General features: G+C 49.7%; 11 protein-coding genes. All 11 read left to right on the plus strand.

The window, feature by feature from the left end; translation table 11 throughout:
- Nucleotides 1–3: 3 nt before the first annotated feature.
- The 11 genes from MWG26_RS05220 to MWG26_RS05270 all read left to right on the plus strand — a co-directional run bounded on the left by MWG26_RS05220 (nt 4) and on the right by MWG26_RS05270 (nt 17,332).
- Nucleotides 4–900 carry a DUF4097 family beta strand repeat-containing protein gene (locus tag MWG26_RS05220; protein ID WP_025655007.1) on the plus strand — a complete coding sequence of 299 codons (897 nt, stop codon included), beginning with the start codon at nt 4–6 and terminating at the stop codon, nt 898–900.
- A gap of 67 nt (nt 901–967) precedes the next feature.
- Nucleotides 968–1,153 carry a PspC domain-containing protein gene (locus MWG26_RS05225; protein WP_025655008.1) on the plus strand — a complete coding sequence of 62 codons (186 nt, stop codon included), beginning with the start codon at nt 968–970 and terminating at the stop codon, nt 1,151–1,153.
- 389 nt (nt 1,154–1,542) lie between these two features.
- Nucleotides 1,543–3,597 (plus strand): beta-galactosidase, encoded by a 2,055-nt coding sequence (locus MWG26_RS05230; RefSeq protein ID WP_117441216.1) that lies wholly within the window; start codon nt 1,543–1,545, stop codon nt 3,595–3,597.
- Nucleotides 3,590–6,238 carry a type 1 glutamine amidotransferase family protein gene (locus MWG26_RS05235; RefSeq protein WP_025655009.1) on the plus strand — a complete coding sequence of 883 codons (2,649 nt, stop codon included), beginning with the start codon at nt 3,590–3,592 and terminating at the stop codon, nt 6,236–6,238. The genes MWG26_RS05230 and MWG26_RS05235 overlap by 8 nt, the downstream gene beginning before the upstream one ends.
- The gene (locus MWG26_RS05240) at nt 6,228–8,645 is read left to right on the plus strand and encodes a glycoside hydrolase family 95 protein (protein ID WP_025655010.1); all 2,418 of its coding nucleotides are present in this window, start codon (nt 6,228–6,230) and stop codon (nt 8,643–8,645) included. The genes MWG26_RS05235 and MWG26_RS05240 overlap by 11 nt, the downstream gene beginning before the upstream one ends.
- Before the next feature lie 105 nt (nt 8,646–8,750).
- Nucleotides 8,751–10,118, plus strand: a complete 1,368-nt coding sequence (locus MWG26_RS05245) for an ABC transporter substrate-binding protein (RefSeq protein ID WP_025655011.1) — start codon at nt 8,751–8,753, stop codon at nt 10,116–10,118.
- Between the two features lie 110 nt (nt 10,119–10,228).
- Nucleotides 10,229–11,101, plus strand: a complete 873-nt coding sequence (locus tag MWG26_RS05250; protein ID WP_025655012.1) for a carbohydrate ABC transporter permease — start codon at nt 10,229–10,231, stop codon at nt 11,099–11,101.
- Nucleotides 11,101–11,922, plus strand: a complete 822-nt coding sequence (locus tag MWG26_RS05255; protein ID WP_025655013.1) for a carbohydrate ABC transporter permease — start codon at nt 11,101–11,103, stop codon at nt 11,920–11,922. The genes MWG26_RS05250 and MWG26_RS05255 overlap by 1 nt, the downstream gene beginning before the upstream one ends.
- Before the next feature lie 70 nt (nt 11,923–11,992).
- Entirely contained in the window at nt 11,993–13,813 is a 1,821-nt protein-coding gene (locus MWG26_RS05260; protein WP_025655014.1) for a sensor histidine kinase, read from the plus strand.
- 55 nt (nt 13,814–13,868) lie between these two features.
- Entirely contained in the window at nt 13,869–15,416 is a 1,548-nt protein-coding gene (locus MWG26_RS05265; protein WP_025655015.1) for a response regulator transcription factor, read from the plus strand.
- Entirely contained in the window at nt 15,413–17,332 is a 1,920-nt protein-coding gene (locus MWG26_RS05270) for a glycoside hydrolase family 127 protein (RefSeq protein WP_025655016.1), read from the plus strand. Before MWG26_RS05265 ends, MWG26_RS05270 begins: the two co-directional genes overlap by 4 nt.
- The last annotated feature ends 44 nt before the right edge of the window (nt 17,333–17,376 follow it).

The raw sequence follows: 17,376 nt of genomic DNA on the forward strand, positions 1-17,376 counted from the left end.
ACAATGAGAAGAGGGTGGAAGATTTTTTGGATCGTATGTGCGTCAATTGCAGGTATTGGACTCGTACTTTGTGTGACGGGCGCCGGAATGGGGGCGACTCTTTCGGGCATCGGAGAGGTGTATGCTTCAGACCGTTGGTTCTACTGGGATGACTGGCAGAGATGGAATGGTTATGATGATAATGACTTGGAAGATCTGGATGACTTAGAGACGTCCGGAGAGCATTATACTCAGGGCAGTGAAGAATATGTATCTAATTTTAAGGAAATACAGTCCATTGATATAGAGGTAACCTATGTGGAGATCGATATTAGAAGATACAGCGGGGATACTATTACAGTAGATACCAGCCAGCTGAACAGCAAATTGAGAAATAATCTGATCATGGGGACAGAGGATCACGAACTCTTTATTGAAACAAAGAATCATAGTATATGGAAACAGATTGGAAGACATAATTCCGGAGCCGTGGTCATTCAGATTCCGGAGGACAGCGGTCTTACAGAGGCCTCCTTCGATATCGGGGCAGGATTGTTGAAAATTGAAAGCATTGAGGCAGGAGAGCTGGATATCAATGTAGGCGCAGGCCAGGCTGTGATTAAAAGCTTTGAGGCAGGAGAGCTGGACGTGGAATGCGGTGCAGGCCAGACGACCCTAAAAGGAAAAGTAAATCAATCTGCGGACATTCACTGTGGAGTTGGCGAACTTAAAATGACACTGTATGGTAACCAGGACGATTACGACTATGATCTGAAATGCGGAATCGGTGAACTTACCGTTGGAGATTACAGCTATGCAGGTCTTGGAAGTGAACGTAAATTAGATAATGGAACAGGCAGACCGATGAAGATCGACTGCGGCATCGGAAGAGTGGAAGTCAAATTCAACGAAGATTTTTAAAAAGTAACGCTAAGCATCATTTAGACCAATAAGGCAGTAAATCTATATTAAAATAGGAGGAATTATTATGGAACCAAAAAAATTATACCGTTCAAGAAACAACCGCATGATTTGCGGAGTGTGCGGAGGTGTCGCAGAATATTTCAACATAGACGCAACTCTGATACGTTTGCTTTTGGTACTCTTAGGCTGCACAGGCAGCGGTATTGTGGCATACTTTATAGCTGCAATCATAATCCCTGACGAGAAGTAAAGATAGAATATCTATCGTAACAGTTCAGGTCTGCCTGGACTGTTACGATCAATTAATGAGCCATACAAAATAAAGCTGGATTTATAAAAGCAGCCTTATTTTGTGTGGCTTATTTTTTCTCTTATAGGAAAGTTCGCCTATAAGAGAAAAAAGCCTTCCAGGCGGGATGCACACGCCGCCACTTCCGCTGCCTGTCCGTTTAGTTATACCACTGAAAATCTTTTATGACATAAACTTTCTACATAAACAATCTGTGAATCCTTCATGTGAATCCGTTTCGGCTGCGTTTATACTAAAATTAATCTTTTATCTTTTAAAACAAAAATGCCTTAAATATACCGCAAAAGTGGTAGAAAGGTGAAAAAAGAAGAAGCAGAGGAGGAAAAGTTATGAACAAGACAGCTATACCGCCGATTTCCTTTGGCGTGGATTATTACCCAGAGCATTGGCCGAAGGAGCGCTGGGCAAAGGATATCAGGCTGATGAAGGAGATGGGGATCCAGGCAGTGCGTATGGGCGAGTTTTCCTGGAGCCGTTTTGAGCCGGAACCCGGAGTCTACCAGTTCGGATGGCTGGATGAAATCATTGAAATGCTGAAACAGGCAGGCATCTATACCATACTGGGCACCCCTACTGCGGCGCCTCCGGCCTGGCTGATCGGGGAGGATCCGGAGATACTTCCCATGGACTCCCGCGGGGAGCGTAAGGGATTCGGCGGCCGCCATCACGACTGCATGAGCAATCATCATTATCGTAGTGCGATCCGGTTATTAGTGGAGAGAATGGCCGGGCAGTACAAGGATGAGCCATGGGTAATCGGCTGGCAGATTGATAATGAGCTGGGAAACAGCCATGAAGATCTGTGCATGTGCCCAAGCTGCGAGAGAAGCTTCCAGCGCTGGCTGAAAGTAAAGTATAAGAATGTTTCGGAGTTGAATGCTGCATGGGGTACCGTGTTCTGGAGCCAGGAATATAACGACTTTTCCCAGATCCCCGCGCCAAGGACAGTGCCGACCATGCACAGCCCATCTCTGGAACTGGACTGGAAACGGTTCACCTCCGACCTGGTCAATGATTTCCTGAAGATGCAGGCAGATATCATCCGGGAGATCTCCCCGGATAAGATGATTACCCACAATCTGATGGGATTTTATGATAAAACGGACTATTTTGAAATGGCAGAGAACCTGGACATTGCGGGCAATGACCAATACCCGACGGGATACTATTTTGAGCAGCCGGGGCAGCCTGCATGGGAAGTGGCAGCCTGTTATGATTTTATCCGCAGCGTCAAAAAACAGCCTTTTTGGATGCTGGAGATGCAGGCAGGGGCCACAGGGGGCAAACTGATCGGCAGGACTCCGCAGCCTGGGCAGTTGAATCTCTGGACTTCGCAGAGCGTAGCGCATGGAGCGGACGCAATTGTCTATTTCCGATGGAGGAACTGCCTTTATGGAACGGAACAGTACTGGCATGGGATTCTGCCTCACAGCGGTGTTCCGGGCAGAACTTACCGGGAACTGCAGGAAACGATCCGAACGCTGAAGCCGGTGATGGAGGAGATGAAGGGAAGCATGCCGGTGAGACAGGCGGCGATACTCTTCTCCTATGAGCAGGACTGGGCGCTTCAGGTGCAGCCCCATCACCCGGAGTATTCTTACCTGTACCAGGTGCAGCAGTTCTACAGATGGTGTTACGAGGCGGGCATAGCGGTTGACTTCATACGGGAAGGCGAGCCAATGGAGACGTATCCTTTGGTATTTGCCCCGCTTCAGTATCTCTCGTCCCCGGAGCAGGCGGAGAGGCTGGAACGCTATGTGGAATCCGGGGGAAACCTGGTAATGTCGGTGCGTTCGGGAGTGAAAGACCGCTGCAACGCATGCCTTCCCGATATACTTCCCGGGCCGTTTAGAAAGCTGCTGGGAATTACGGTTCCCGAGTACGACTGCATGTGGGCGGAAGAGTCCGGTCTGGCAGCAGCGCCCCGGGCAGGGGATAAACAAGAAAACCGGAAAGAACAAGACAGAGAAAGCAGGGAAGGTTCTGTTGGAAAAGGCGCCATCTGGTGTGACTGTATCTGCCCGGAGGGAGCGGAGCCGGTTCTTCTGTATGAGACAGGGATGTACAAAGGGAAACCTGCAGTCACCGTACATACGTACGGCAGTGGTAAAGCATGGTACATCGGATGCGTTCCGGATGAAGCGGCGGGAGAATGGATCATGAAGCAGGTTGGCAGGGAATGCGGCTTTATGATCAGGAATACCTGGGGCGGGCCGGTTGAATATGCGGTGAGGCAGAATGACAGGGAGGCCTTTTTGTTTGTGATGAATCATTCAGGCAGGGAACAGACAGCTGACATACCTGAGGAATGGGGGGCGCAGAGCCAGTGCTGTCTGCAGCCTTATGAAGTAAAAATATGGAAAAGGGGCAGGGATCATGAGTAATAACAGATTAGAGCAGGTATTGCAGGGCAAAGCGGGTAACACAATCTATCCGTTTTTCTGGATGCACGGTGAGGATCATAAGGTATTAAGGGAAGAACTGGATAAAATCTATGACTGCAATATACGCGGAATCTGCATTGAAGCCAGGCCCCATCCGGACTTTGGGGGGACGTCCTGGTGGTCAGATATGGATTTTATTATGGAATATGCAAAAGAGCATGACATGAAGCTATGGCTCCTGGATGACGACCATTTTCCAACAGGGCATGCAAACGGTGCATTTGAAGGCGGATTGAACGAGTTGTCAAATCAGTTTCTTACCTGCTGGTCAACGGATGTCCTGGGGCCGGTAAGACAGGCTGCGCTTCCTGCGGGAGCGGTGCTGAAAGAAGGAGAAGAGCTGGTTGGGGCAGTGCTTTCGCCCCGGACGGATTCCGGCAGTACGGAACTGGACTTGTCCAAAAGCCTTGACGTGACGGGGAAGATCAAAGACGGATGGCTTCGGATCGATGTGCCGGAAGGGCTTCACCGGGTGGTTTTGTTCTATACAACCCATGAAGGGAATGGAAAACTAAATTATTTTAATATTCTGGATTCGAAATCCGTAAAAGTGCTGATAGAGCAGGTATATGAGCCGCATTACAGGCATTATGGAAAGGAATTCGGCGGCACCTTCGAAGGGTTCTTTTCGGATGAGCCGGAATTTGGCAATCTTCCGGGGTATGATTTTCAGGCAAGGCTTGGGGAAAAGATGAAATTTATTCCGTGGAGCGGAGAACTTTCCGACAGGCTGCGGGAAAAATGGGAAGTGGATTTTGTGAATCATCTCCCGGCTCTTTGGTACCCGTGCGGTGACAGGACAAAAACCATACGGTACGAATATATGGATGCGGTGACAAAACAATTAAAAACCGCATTTTCAGATCAGATCCAAGACTGGTGCAGTGAGAGGGGTGTTCTGCATGTCGGTCATATTATCGAGGATGACAATTCCCACGGGCGTCTGGGATGCAGCACCGGCCACTATTTCAGAACCATGTCCTCCTTTGATATGGGAGGGATCGATGTCGTGCTGCTGCAGGTAATGCCGGGGATGGATCAGGAAACCCATCAGTGGGTGGCTTCTGACCGGGATGGAGAGTTCTTCCATTACGGACTTGGAAAGCTGGGGAGTTCTGCGGCGCATATTAACCAGCTGCATCAGGGCAGGGCGATGTGTGAGATATTTGGCGCGTTTGGATGGCAGGAGGGCGTATCCCTGATGAAATGGCTGGCGGATCATATGCTGGCCAGGGGGATTAATTACTTCGTACCGCATGCATTTTCACCGGAAACATATCCGGATCCGGACTGCCCGCCTCATTTCTATGCAGGAGGCAGACATATGCAGTACCCGTATTTTCAGAAATTAATGGAATATGTGAACCGTATGGGGCATTTGCTGAGCGGAGGGAGGTATCCTGCGCGGGCCGCGGTATTGTATCATGCGGACGCGGAATGGTCCGGAGAGGATGCGCAGTTGTACCAGAAACCGCTGCGCAGCCTGATGGAGCACCAGATCGATGCAGATGTGATTCCATGCGATGTATTTTCCGGTACGGGCGGGTATGAAACACAGTATGGGAACACATTGAAAGTGGGTTCACAGGAGTATGAATGCCTGGTAATTCCGGCCATGAAATTTCTGCCCGAAGAGACTTTAAAAGGGTTGGAACAATGGATGCGGCTGGGAGGCCGGGTACTCTGCATCGACAGGGCGCCGGATGCGGATAATGCCTTTATCAGCATGGTGGAGACAGTTTCGCTCACGGAACTCCCCGGGAGGGTGATGGAACTGATTCATCCGAGTCTGGTCATACAGGGAGGGAATAAAAAGCTCCGAACCTATCCATATGAAAATGATTACGGGACAGCCCTTCTTTGTTTTAATGAAGCTGTGGCAGAGAAACAGAAATTCACAGTCTGCCAAAAGGGGGAAGAGCCGGCATATGCTGTGCGCTATGACGGACTCGAAAACAAATGCTATGAGTTGAAACGAAATGCGGAGGGAAATGTAGTTCTAAGCCTGGAGCCAGGTGAGGCAGCGGTCTGCCTTTTCCTGCGGGAAGAAATCCCGGCGGAAACACAGGGACAATGGGAAGAAAGTGAAAGAATAGAAAGCATATGGGAGATCTATGCGGCGGACAGCAGGGCAGAAGAGCCGGTGCTGCTCAGGCGTGGGAATTCTGGGGTGCTTGAGGATCTGAATCCATGGCTGGCGTCAGAAAAATTCAACGGCCAGATCATTTACCGAACCGTGGTATCTGCGGATCAAGCGGTACAGAGAAAAATAACCATACCGCAGCCAGTGGATGTATGTGAAATCCAACTCAACAAAGAACCGGTGAAAATGCTGATCGGCCCGCCCTACACGGCAGAACTGGAGCTTGCAGAGGGAGAGAATGTGCTGGAACTTTATTTTCCGGTGACACCGGTATATGAGAGCGGGGATGCATGGTCTGCCCTGACAGTGCTGAAACCATTTGGCCTGCAGGAAACACCGGTACTGTCTGAAAAGGCGGGAAAGGGGTCAGACCCCTCTGCAAAAGGGTCAGACCCCTTTGCACAAAAAACGGGGAAAGGAAGAGACTATGAAAACTAAAAACCAGACATTATGGTATACAAAGCCGGCAAAAGATTTTACCCAGGCGCTGCCGCTCGGAAACGGACATCTTGGGGCTATGGTATACGGGGGATTTCCCCGGGAGCGCATCTCTCTGAACCTGGATACTTTGTGGTCCGGCTGCCCGGGACATTGGCGGGGGCAGCAGAAGATCCCGCAGGAAATGCTGGGGGAGGCCAGAAGACTTTTAAAGGACGGCGCGTACTGGGACGCGCAGAAGCTGATCCAGGAGCATATGCTGGGGTGTAATAATGAATCCTATCTGTCGGCAGGGCGGCTGGAGCTGCAGTTTGGGACTGATGAAAAATACGATGCCTGTGACAGGCGTCTGCACTTGGATGAAGCCATAACGCGGACGGTCTGGGAGTTCAAGGGGCAGAAGGTAAGAGAAGAGGTTTTTGTCTCGGCAGTACAAAACGGGATGTATATCCGGATTCATACAGAAGGCGCGCCGCTCTCAGTTACGATCTCCCTGCATACCCCATTAAAAGTGATAAAGAATGAGGCAAAGACGCAAGGGCTGTTATTATTGGCACAGGCGCCTTCCCATGTAGAGCCAAACTATGTATCCAGCAGCGACCCGATTCAGTACGACGAAGAAAAGCCGGGCATGAAATACGGCCTTTTTATTGGGGTTAATGAATGTGACGGCCTGATCAGGGAGAATGAAGGGGAGATCTGCATTCAGGATTTTACCTGCCTGACCTTGTTCTTATCAGGTAAAACTGGATATGAAGGTTACGGAAGCCCCCTGTGCACACAAGACGAACTCTTGGTCCATTGCCTGGAGGAGCGGTGGGAACAGGCAAAGCTTACATCCTATGAGGAGCACTTCCGGGAGCATACGCGGGAACATCAGCGGTTTTATCTTCGGACTGTCCTGGAATTAGAGGGCGGGGAAGAGGCGGAGCAGCGGCCGACGGATGAGCGCCTGGAGATGGTAAGAAGTGGAAGCGTCGATTCGGGCCTTTCCGTGCTATTATTCCATTACGGAAGATACCTGATGCTCACTTCCTCAAGACCGCTGGACGCTATGGTACAGCCGGCGAACCTCCAGGGTATCTGGTGTGAGGACGTGCGGTCCGTGTGGAGCAGCAACTGGACCGTGAATATCAATACCCAGATGAATTACTGGATCTGCGGGCCCGGAAATCTGCCGGAGTGTGAGATCCCGCTGATTCAGATGATAAAAGAACTTGCAGACGCGGGACAGGAAGCGGCGGCGAACTTAAACTGCCGCGGCTTTGCGGTCCACCACAATATCGATCTGTGGCGGCAGTGTATTCCGGCGCTGGGAGAAGTAAAGTGGGCGTACTGGCCTATGGGAGGTCTTTGGCTCACAACCCATCTTTACCGGCACTATCTCTATACAGGGGATCCGGAGTATCTGGCGGAGATCTATCCCGTATTTCAGGCATGTGCGGCGTTTATCTTAGATTATTTATATCAGGAGGACGGGGTATACCAGTCATGTCCCTCCACCTCTCCGGAAAATACATTTTATGATGACCAGGGAAGAGAATGCGCCGCCTGTGTGTCCTCCACGATGGACATTGTTCTGATCCGGGAAGTTCTCTTGGACCTGCTGGAAATCGAGAAGATCCTGCGGGGAACACAGCCAGTAAGCAGGCAGTGCCAGGAGGCCGGACATGTACTGGATGCGCTTCCGGAATTTCAGATCGGCAGCAAGGGACAGCTGCTGGAATGGAGGGAAGAATACAGGGAAGCAGATCCGGGCCACCGGCATTTTGCACATTTGATTGGTTTTCATCCCTTCAACCAGATCAATAGTGAAGATACTCCCGGGCTTGTGGAGGCTGTTAAGAAGAGCCTGGAGATCAGGCTGAATGGGAGAAAGCAGTATATCGGCTGGAACTGCGCCTGGCTGATCAACTTTTCGGCAAGGCTGAAGGATCCGGACGGTGCATGGGAATACGTGGAACAGATGTTGAAATACTCGGTTTATGATAATTTATTCGACCTGCACCCGCCTCTGGGAGAAAATGAAGGGGAACGTGAAATCTTCCAGATCGATGGAAACCTGGGAGCGGCAGCAGGGATGGCCGAATTCCTTGTTCAGTGCCTTAGCGGAAAGATTTATCTGCTCCCCGCACTGCCGAAAGCATGGAAAAGCGGCCGTGTAAAGGGAATTGGCGCACCGGGCAGCCTCGGGATATCCTTGGAGTGGGAAGAGGGGGCTCTTACAGGCGGCGGCCTGTGCGCTGGAAGAGATGGGCGGGCCGTGATCGTATGTTCCATTCCTTTTGTAATTCGTGGGGAGAATGGCAGCGCTTTGGGACGTGCCCTGCCGGTAACGTCAGGCTGGGAGGCTGAAATTGATCTGAAAGCGGGCGTAAAATACAGCATTGTCCGGGAGTATATTTGAAAAGTGCAAGTTGTTCCTGTGAAAAGTGCATGTGAAAAAGAAGGCAGCCCGATTATAATCTAATCATCAGTAAAGGAAAGGTACAGGAGAAGAAAGGAGAAGGTTATGAAAAAGAGAAGAGTAATGCCAATGCTGATGGCAGGAATTTTTACAGTATCAGCAATCCTCGGAGGATGTTCCCAGGGCGGGGACGATAAAGGTGCGGACGCACAGAAAGGTTCCGGGAGCAGCAAACAGGAAACCGATGCCAATATTTACGAGTACACCAAAGACGATCTGGACGGAAGAACCATTTCACTGGTTACTTCACAGGATTGGTGGAAAGACGGAATGCAGGCGTTGGTGGACGAATACAAAGAGGAGTTTGGAGTCAAGATCCAGGTGGAGATCCTGCCAAGCGATACCGCATCCGAGGTCATCAAATCCAAGTTTACCACAAAAGAACTTCCGGACATCATCATGAACTCCGCATCACCGGCCGAGCTGACTTATATGAACGCCTCCCAGAATCTGGAGGATCTGACGGAGGAACCATGGGTGGAAAAACTGAACAGCATCGACGGATTTGTGGACACAGACGGAAGACTTTACGGCTGCCCGCTGGCAGCACAGGATTATTGGGGCTTCTGTGTAAACAGAGAGGTGTTCGAGAAATGCGGGCTGGATATCCCGGAATCCAAAGAAGATCTTGTAGATTCCTTTCAAGTGCTGCAGGAAAAAGGCTATACCCCATTTTACTTTGGCGCAGGAGATTCCTGGATGTGCGGCAATATCACAAGCTCAGGTGTCTATGCGGACAATCAGAAGGATCCTGATCTGATCAAAAAGTTTAATACAAACGAGATGAACTACGGTGACAGCGAAAGCTTCAATGCAATGCTGCAGGATTTGTATGACTGGTCGAAAGACGGCTATTTTGGAAAAAATCCAATGGCACAGTCCTGGGACGGACAGTTTGCGGCGGTTGCAGACAATGAATGCGGCGTTCTGATCGGACTGACATCCTGGTTCAATGAGATCAATGCAAAATATGGAGAAGGAACAGCGGACAAACTGACCATGATCCCCTATTACATTGGAGAGAACGATACGATCTACCAGTCCACCAGCACACAGTTCTATATTCCAAAGGGTGGGAAAAATATAGACGTGAGCAAGCACTTTATTAACTGGTGTGCAAAAGATGAAAATTTGCAGGCATTCTATGATTCCATCGGAGCGGTTTCTCCGTTCAACGGTATAGAGCCAAGCCAAATGACGGCGCCGACGAAAGAGCTCCTGGACAAATTAAGCGACGGAACTTATGGCGTGCATGTATCACACAATTCCGTGATACAGGGGCAGGATTGGGACAGCTTCTGCCAGCTGCTTCAGGAAGTGGTAATGAACCGGTATACGCCGAAACAGTTCTGTGATGAATATGACGGTATCCGTGAGGGAATCTGCCAGTCCCTTGGTCTGGAAGGATTCTAAGGAACAGCGGCATTGGGGTAACAGTTCAGGCTTTCCTGAACGGTTACATTCGGGGCACAAAAACGGGATGGTTTTTGTGCCCCGTTACTTTAAGAAAGGAAGGCTCGTAAATGAATTATAAAAAAATGTATCCCAGGTATCTCTGGATGATCCCCCTGATTATTTACACATTATTTTACATTCTGCCGGGGATTCTGGGTATCTATTACTCTTTTGTGAACTACACGATCTATAATGATTCCAAGGAATTCGTCGGATTTGCCAACTATATCCAGATGTTTTCCCAGAACCGGTTCCGGGTGGGGCTTGGCAATACGCTCCTGTTTGCCGTACTGACAACGGTATGCAAGAACCTGATCGGCCTGGCAATGGCGGTTGCGCTGAATACCAGCATCCGTTCCAGAAATGTGCTCCGCACCATTTTTTATCTGCCGGTAATCTTAAGCACCCTGATCGTTGGGCAGATCTTCCAGGCAATGCTCCAGCCGGATACGGGGCTGATTAATCATATTCTTTCTGTTTTCAGCTCCTCGGCCTTAAGCTTTGACTGGCTCGGCAACCCGAATACTGCCATGTGGATGGTCATTCTGGTAGAGATATGGAAAGGGGCCGGCTACTGCATGGTAATCTATCTGGCAGGGCTTCAGGTGATCTCCAAAGAATACTACGAGGCAGCTTCGATCGACGGCGCAACGGCATGGACCAGTTTTAAAAATATCACGCTGCCGCTGATCGTGCCTTCTATCAGCATCAATGTGCTTCTGAGCGTAGTCAACGGACTGAAGGTATTTGATATCATCATCGCCCTGACCGGAGGCGGGCCGGGTATGTCCACCCAGGTCCTAAGTACAACCATATACTCCTATCTGGGCAGCGGCGCACTCTCCACGGGCTGTGCGGCCAATGTGGTACTGACGGTGTTTGTCATTGTAGTATTCTTTGCCCTGAATAAACTGTTTGCAAAACTGGAGGTGGATCACTAATGAGAGCACAGAAAATAAAGCGCACTGTTTTGGCGGTATTTATGTGGATACTGAGCCTGATCGTTCTGATCCCGCTGCTGCTGATTATCATCAATTCATTTAAAACCTCCGCGGAGGCAGATATCATGACGCTGAAGCTGCCGGAAGTGTGGCAGTTTGCAAACTTTGCCGTGGCGGTTGCGGAGTCCAATATTTTCAGGACCTTCCTGAATAGTGTCCTGATTACCGGCGTTTCGGTTTTGGCATCCTCCATATTGGGGACAATGGCCGGATATTCCCTAAGCAGAAACCGGGATAAGATTAACAGAGGCGTATACTCTTATTTCCTGCTTGGGCTGGTGGTTCCGGTACAGGTCATTGCACTGATACAGGTCCTGCAGAAATTCAGGATGATGGACTCTTATGCGGGGATTATATTTGTCTATATCGCAATGTTTGTACCGCTGAGCGTATTCTTGGCATACAGCTTTGTCAGTTCCGTGCCGAAAGAGCTGGATGAAGCAGCTGTAATGGACGGGGCGACTCCCCTGCAGCTTTTCTTCCACATCATACGCCCGATGCTGACGCCGGTAATCGTGACATCGTTTATTACGCAATTTGTATTTATCTGGAATGATTTCCAGTATCCGCTGTATCTGCTGTCCAGCAGTTCCAAGTGGACCATAGTCCTCGGCGTTTACAAGTTTATCGGCCAGTTTGGCAGTGACTGGAATATCGTATGTGCATACATCCTGCTTTCCTCCCTGCCGGTAGTAATTGTATATCTGGCGGGACAAAAATATATCATTTCAGGCATGGTGGCAGGCGCAGTGAAAGGTTGATAACGAATTTGCTGTGTGATATAGTGGGGAAAATGCTGCAGAAAATGAAACAGAAAGGGGATGGAACGTGATGATCAGGGTAAAACAGCTTAGTTATCAGAAAAAGGCAGTCCTGTTGTTCTCTCTTTTAATCAGTCTGCTTATCCTTATATTCCTCGCTATATACACGAACTCCCAGAGCAAATCCATAAAGGAAAAGGAACAGGACACAATGGAACAGCTTTCCGTCAGGGCGGTCACCCAGTTTGGAGAGCTGCTGGAGAATATGCACAGAATCTCGCTTGGCGTGGCTTCTGACAAGCATGTGCTCCGTGTTCTGGAACAGGCAGAAAATTATAATGGGGAGGAAAATTATTTCCAGAAATATCCCCAGGAGCGAAAGACCATACAGATGGTTCTGATGAACCTGATCGGAGAGGATTTCCGGAACCGCAGCTTCCACGTGATTTCAGCGCGTGACGACTGGCTGAATCTGGATATCTATAACGAGGCCTACATGAATAAAGAAGGGATTGAAGCTCTTCCCTGGCGGGAAAAGATGAGAGATGATGAATACATCAAGTATATTACGCCCTTTGCGGAGGATGGATACGGGCGCACGAAAGAGGAGGTCTTCTCTTATGTCAGGCAGATTCAGGATGAATACCAGAAATTGGGATATATTGATATCCAGTATGAGAAAAAGCTTCTCGATGATATTTTCACTCTGCAGATGAATAATTATCCTGTTCAGGTAGCTGTTTATCATGGAGGAGAACTGTTTTACGGGAAAGATCTAAAGAATAAAGAACACCTGGAATCCATATGGCGGGAGATGGAATTCACGGAAGAGGGGCACATACAGGAAGTAAAAGCCGGCAGCCGCAAATATCTGGTATATGGTGCGGACAATACTGCCTTTGAGATGCAGGTCTGCCTCTATGTAGATGTAAACAGCTATATGGGCGTCATCTATCAGAATCTGGCATGGATTATCGTGCTGGGCGTGATTCTGCTCTGCATTATGATTCTGCTGGTGACCCTTGTGACAGAGAATCTTTACCGGCCGATCCGGCAGCTCAGGGACAGCATTCAGCACATGAATTATGGGGAACTGGCCTTAAACCGGAATATAGAAGATACGGACGACGAGATCCAGATGCTGACCTCCGCCTTTTATGACATGCTCGATAAGATGAAAAAGTCCAGAAATGAACTGGTAGAGGCGAAGACAAGGGCTGTACGGGCCAGATATGAAGTGCTTCAGGCACAGATCAATCCTCATTTTATGCATAATATACTGTCGGTAATCGGGCTGATGGGGTATCAGAAAGATGCGCCGGAGATCATGGACATCTGTTCAGACCTCACAAAAATGCTGCAGTACACGACAGATACCGGAAATTCTACGGTACCTTTGAAAGAAGAAATAGCACATGTTGAGACCTATCTGAAATTAATGGGATACCGCTATCTGGACCGCCTGCAGGTGGACATAAAAGTGGATCTGGCGATGGAGGAGATAAGGGTTCCAAAATTCATACTGCAGCCCATCGCAGAGAACTGTTTTCAGCACAGTTTTGCCAACAGCAGGCAGAAAAAATACGAAATACAGGTTCTGGGTATGGGGACAAGTGAGGAGTGGCGGATTCAGATCCTGGATAATGGGACTGGTTTTACGGGCGAGGCCCTGGCAAAACTTAAAGAACAGTTCGCAGAAATAGATGCAAATATCAGAGAAGGAAGTTCGATTCCTGAGATGGGGATCGGTGGAATGGCGCTGGCAAATACGTATGCACGGCTGGCAATCTATTCAGAGGGCCGGATTGGGCTGGAGGCAGGAAACAGGCCCGAGGGCGGTTCCTGGGTAAGCCTGATGCAGCGGACAGACCGCGGGAGTATCGAAGCGTGACATTTCATAAGGAGTACAGGGACGGAACTGTTACGGGGTGGAAAAGGAGAAAACAATGTTGATGAAGATACTGGTTGCAGAGGATGAACCGGCAATCCGACAGGGGATTATTGCTCTGATCGGAAACCTGGGGCTGTCCGTTGAAATTACAGGCGCCGCAGAGGACGGTATGGAAGCGCTGGAACTGATGGCAGCCACGAGGCCGGATGTTTTGATTACGGATATCAGGATGCCGGGGATGAGCGGCCTTGAATTAATCGGAAAGGCAAAGGAGCTGTATCCGGGAACGGAATACGTGATTCTCAGCGGATATTCTGAGTTTGAATATGCGAAGCAGGCGATGAGATACGGCGTACAGGATTATATCCTCAAGCCGCCCAGGAAGGAGGAGGTCGGCAGCGCGCTGGAAAAGATCTATACCAGGATGGTGAATTCAAAAAAAGCCGGAAGGAAGCAGAACGTATACGATTATGTGGTCAATGGGGTACAGAAAGATACCGCGCAGCTCGAGACAGAGGGCTGCTGTTATTACCTGATTCTATTTTCCATCGGTCCGTTTACTAATCGGACGGAAAACCTGATTCAGGTGGGAATCAGCGGCTTTTCTTCAAAAGAACTGCAGGAACAGCTCTGCCAGGGGCTTGGGGAGGGGGAGGATTGTCTGGTGTTCGATATGAAACAGCAGAACGAAAAACTGATCCTCCTTTCTGTAAAGAAGCGGGAAATCAGCCCCATACAGCGTGTGGTACTGAAACTTTCCTCCTACGAGAAGAAATTCTCCATGCCGGTCCATATGATTTTGTCGGATGAAATGGATCATACCGGGCTGCTTCCCGGGACTTATGCTAAACTGCACAGAAGTCTTGCGAGGCAGGTGCTGATTGGGAAGAGTGATGTTGTATTTCTGGAGAAAGAATCGAATCAGGAGAGTGAACTGGCGCTGGATGAAAGTGAGAAATGCCAGATCGCTTCTTTGCTGGAGCAGGGGGACGGCGATGGGCTGTGCTCCCTTTTTGGGCTTTTATGTACAAAGTGGAAGAAAAAGAGGATACCGCAGATCAGCTGCGAATTCAGTGTGAAATATATTCTTATGGAAGTTTATCAGAGAAATCCGGTTCTGGAGGCCGAGGCTGCGGTCGAAGATTTATTTTACCAGGCCGAGGAGGTCATTGGGAAGGCCAGGACTTTTGAGCAGTTCGAGGAGGGAATCTGTGGGCTGTTTCAGGATGTTTTTGGCAGGATCAAAGAGGGAAAGGCAAATAAAAAAATCGAGGACGTGGTTGAGCTGCTGAAACAGCATATTTACCTGCACTACAACAGCAATTTGTCTCTGGAAAAGTTTGCCGGCCAGTTTGGCTATAATCCTACGTATCTGTCGAATCAGTTTACCAGCCTGCAGCGCATCTCGCCAAGCAGGCTGCTCACCAATATCCGGCTGGAGAAAGGGAAGGAACTGCTTTTAAATACGGATTACCTGCTGAAAGATATTGCGGAAATGATCGGGTTTCATGATGTATCATATTTCAGCCGTTTTTTCAAGGACAATGTGGGGCAGAGTCCCAAACAGTTCCGTGAAGCGGCGGGCAGAGAGAGGAAAGAATGAAGAATTATATCGAGACAGAACCACAGTTAAAAGCAATAGAGGTAAAGGATAAATTCTGGTCTTTTTATCAGGAACTAATCCGGGATGTCGTTCTTCCTTACCAGGAGCAGATCCTGAAGGACGAGATTCCCGGCGCGGAAAAAAGCGGGGCAATCAGGAATCTTCGTATTGCGGCCGGTCAGGAGGCGGGGGAGTTTTACGGACAGGTATTCCAGGACAGCGATGTATCGAAATGGCTTGAGGCGGTCAGCTACGTCTCTAATATGGAAGGAACTGGAAGATTGGAAGAAAGTGCGCGGCAGGTGATTCATCTTATGGAGCTTGCACAGGAGGACGATGGCTATCTGAATACTTACTTCCAGCTTAAGGAGCCGGAGCATAAATGGCAGAACCTACTGGAGTGCCATGAATTATACTGTGCAGGACATTTGATAGAGGCCGCTGTGGCTGATTACGAGATGTCCGGCAGGAGCACCTTCCTAAACCTGGCCATGCGCCTGGCGGACCTGATTGATTCTCGTTTCGGTCCCGGAAAAGTGCGCGGTATCCCGGGACACGAGGAGATCGAACTGGCGCTTCTGCGTTTGTGGAGAGTGACAAAGGAGCAGAGGTACTTTGATCTGGCAGGATATTTTCTTGAGGAACGGGGCACGGACCCAAATTACTTTGCGCAAGAAAAGAGCCGGAAGGCCTGGATGGACCCCGCGGAGCGCAATTATACCCAAAACCACCGCCCCATCCGGGAGCAGGATACGGCCGAGGGGCATGCTGTCCGTGCCATGTATCTCTACACAGCAATGGCGGATCTGGCGGCATGGACAGCGGATGAAGAACTGAAAGCAGCCTGCGTAAGGCTGTGGAAAAATGTGACGGAAAAAAGGATGTATATAACCGGAGGCGTAGGTTCTGGCGCTAAGGGCGAGACCTTTACTGTGGATTATGACCTTCCCAACGACAGGGCATATGCGGAGACCTGCGCGGCGGTGGGACTTGTGTTCTGGGCAAGGAAGATGCTGGGGCTGGATCTTAGCGGAAAATATGCGGATGTGATGGAGCGCGCGCTGTATAATGGAGTATTGGGAGGAATGGGAAGGGACGGCAGACATTTCTTCTATGTGAATCCTCTGGAGGTTGTACCCGGCATATCCGGTGAGGTGCCCGGGTATGAGCATGTGCGGCCGGTAAGGCCAAAGTGGTATGCATGCGCCTGCTGCCCGCCCAATATAGCGCGTCTGCTCGCATCGCTTGGAAAATATGCATGGGGAGAATCAAGGGGCTGTGTTTACTCGCACCTCTATCTGGGAGGTGTTTTTCATTCCCTGCAGAATGGAATCAGCTGGAAGACGGTCACGGACTATCCCTGGGAGGGTAGGATCCAGTATGAAGTCTGTGATCATGAAAAAAGGGAGAAGAGTGCCCTGGCCGTCAGAATACCAGGGTGGTGTTCCTCCTACAGCCTGCTGGTAAATGGAAGGGAATGTACGGAGGAATATGAGGTTAAAGACGGTTATGTCTCAATAATAAGGGAATGGACTAAGGGAGATACCGTCAGCCTGCATCTGTGTATGGAGGTGAAACGGATCTACGCGAATCTTTGTGTGCGGGAAGACGCGGGATGTACAGCGCTGATGCGGGGGCCTCTGGTGTACTGCCTGGAAGAGGCTGACAATGGAACGGGGCAGAACGCGCTTCTGCTTCCGGCAGGATCTGAGATAATAGAAAGACAGAAGTCCGATGAGCTTCTGGGGGATTATATAGGGCTGGAAGCCGCCGGCCTTAGATTGAAAGGGGACAGCGAAGCTTTATACAGTGAAACGCCTCCACGCGCCGGCGGGACAATGATTTATGCAGTGCCATATTTCCTGTGGGGAAACCGGACGGCAGGGGAAATGCGGGTATGGATCCACGAGACCTAAGAAATGTGACAACGGTGCATCTGAATGTGAAATTCTTACTCATT

It is taken from the genome of Faecalicatena contorta, from assembly GCF_022835095.1.
Lineage (GTDB): Bacteria > Bacillota > Clostridia > Lachnospirales > Lachnospiraceae > Faecalicatena > Faecalicatena contorta.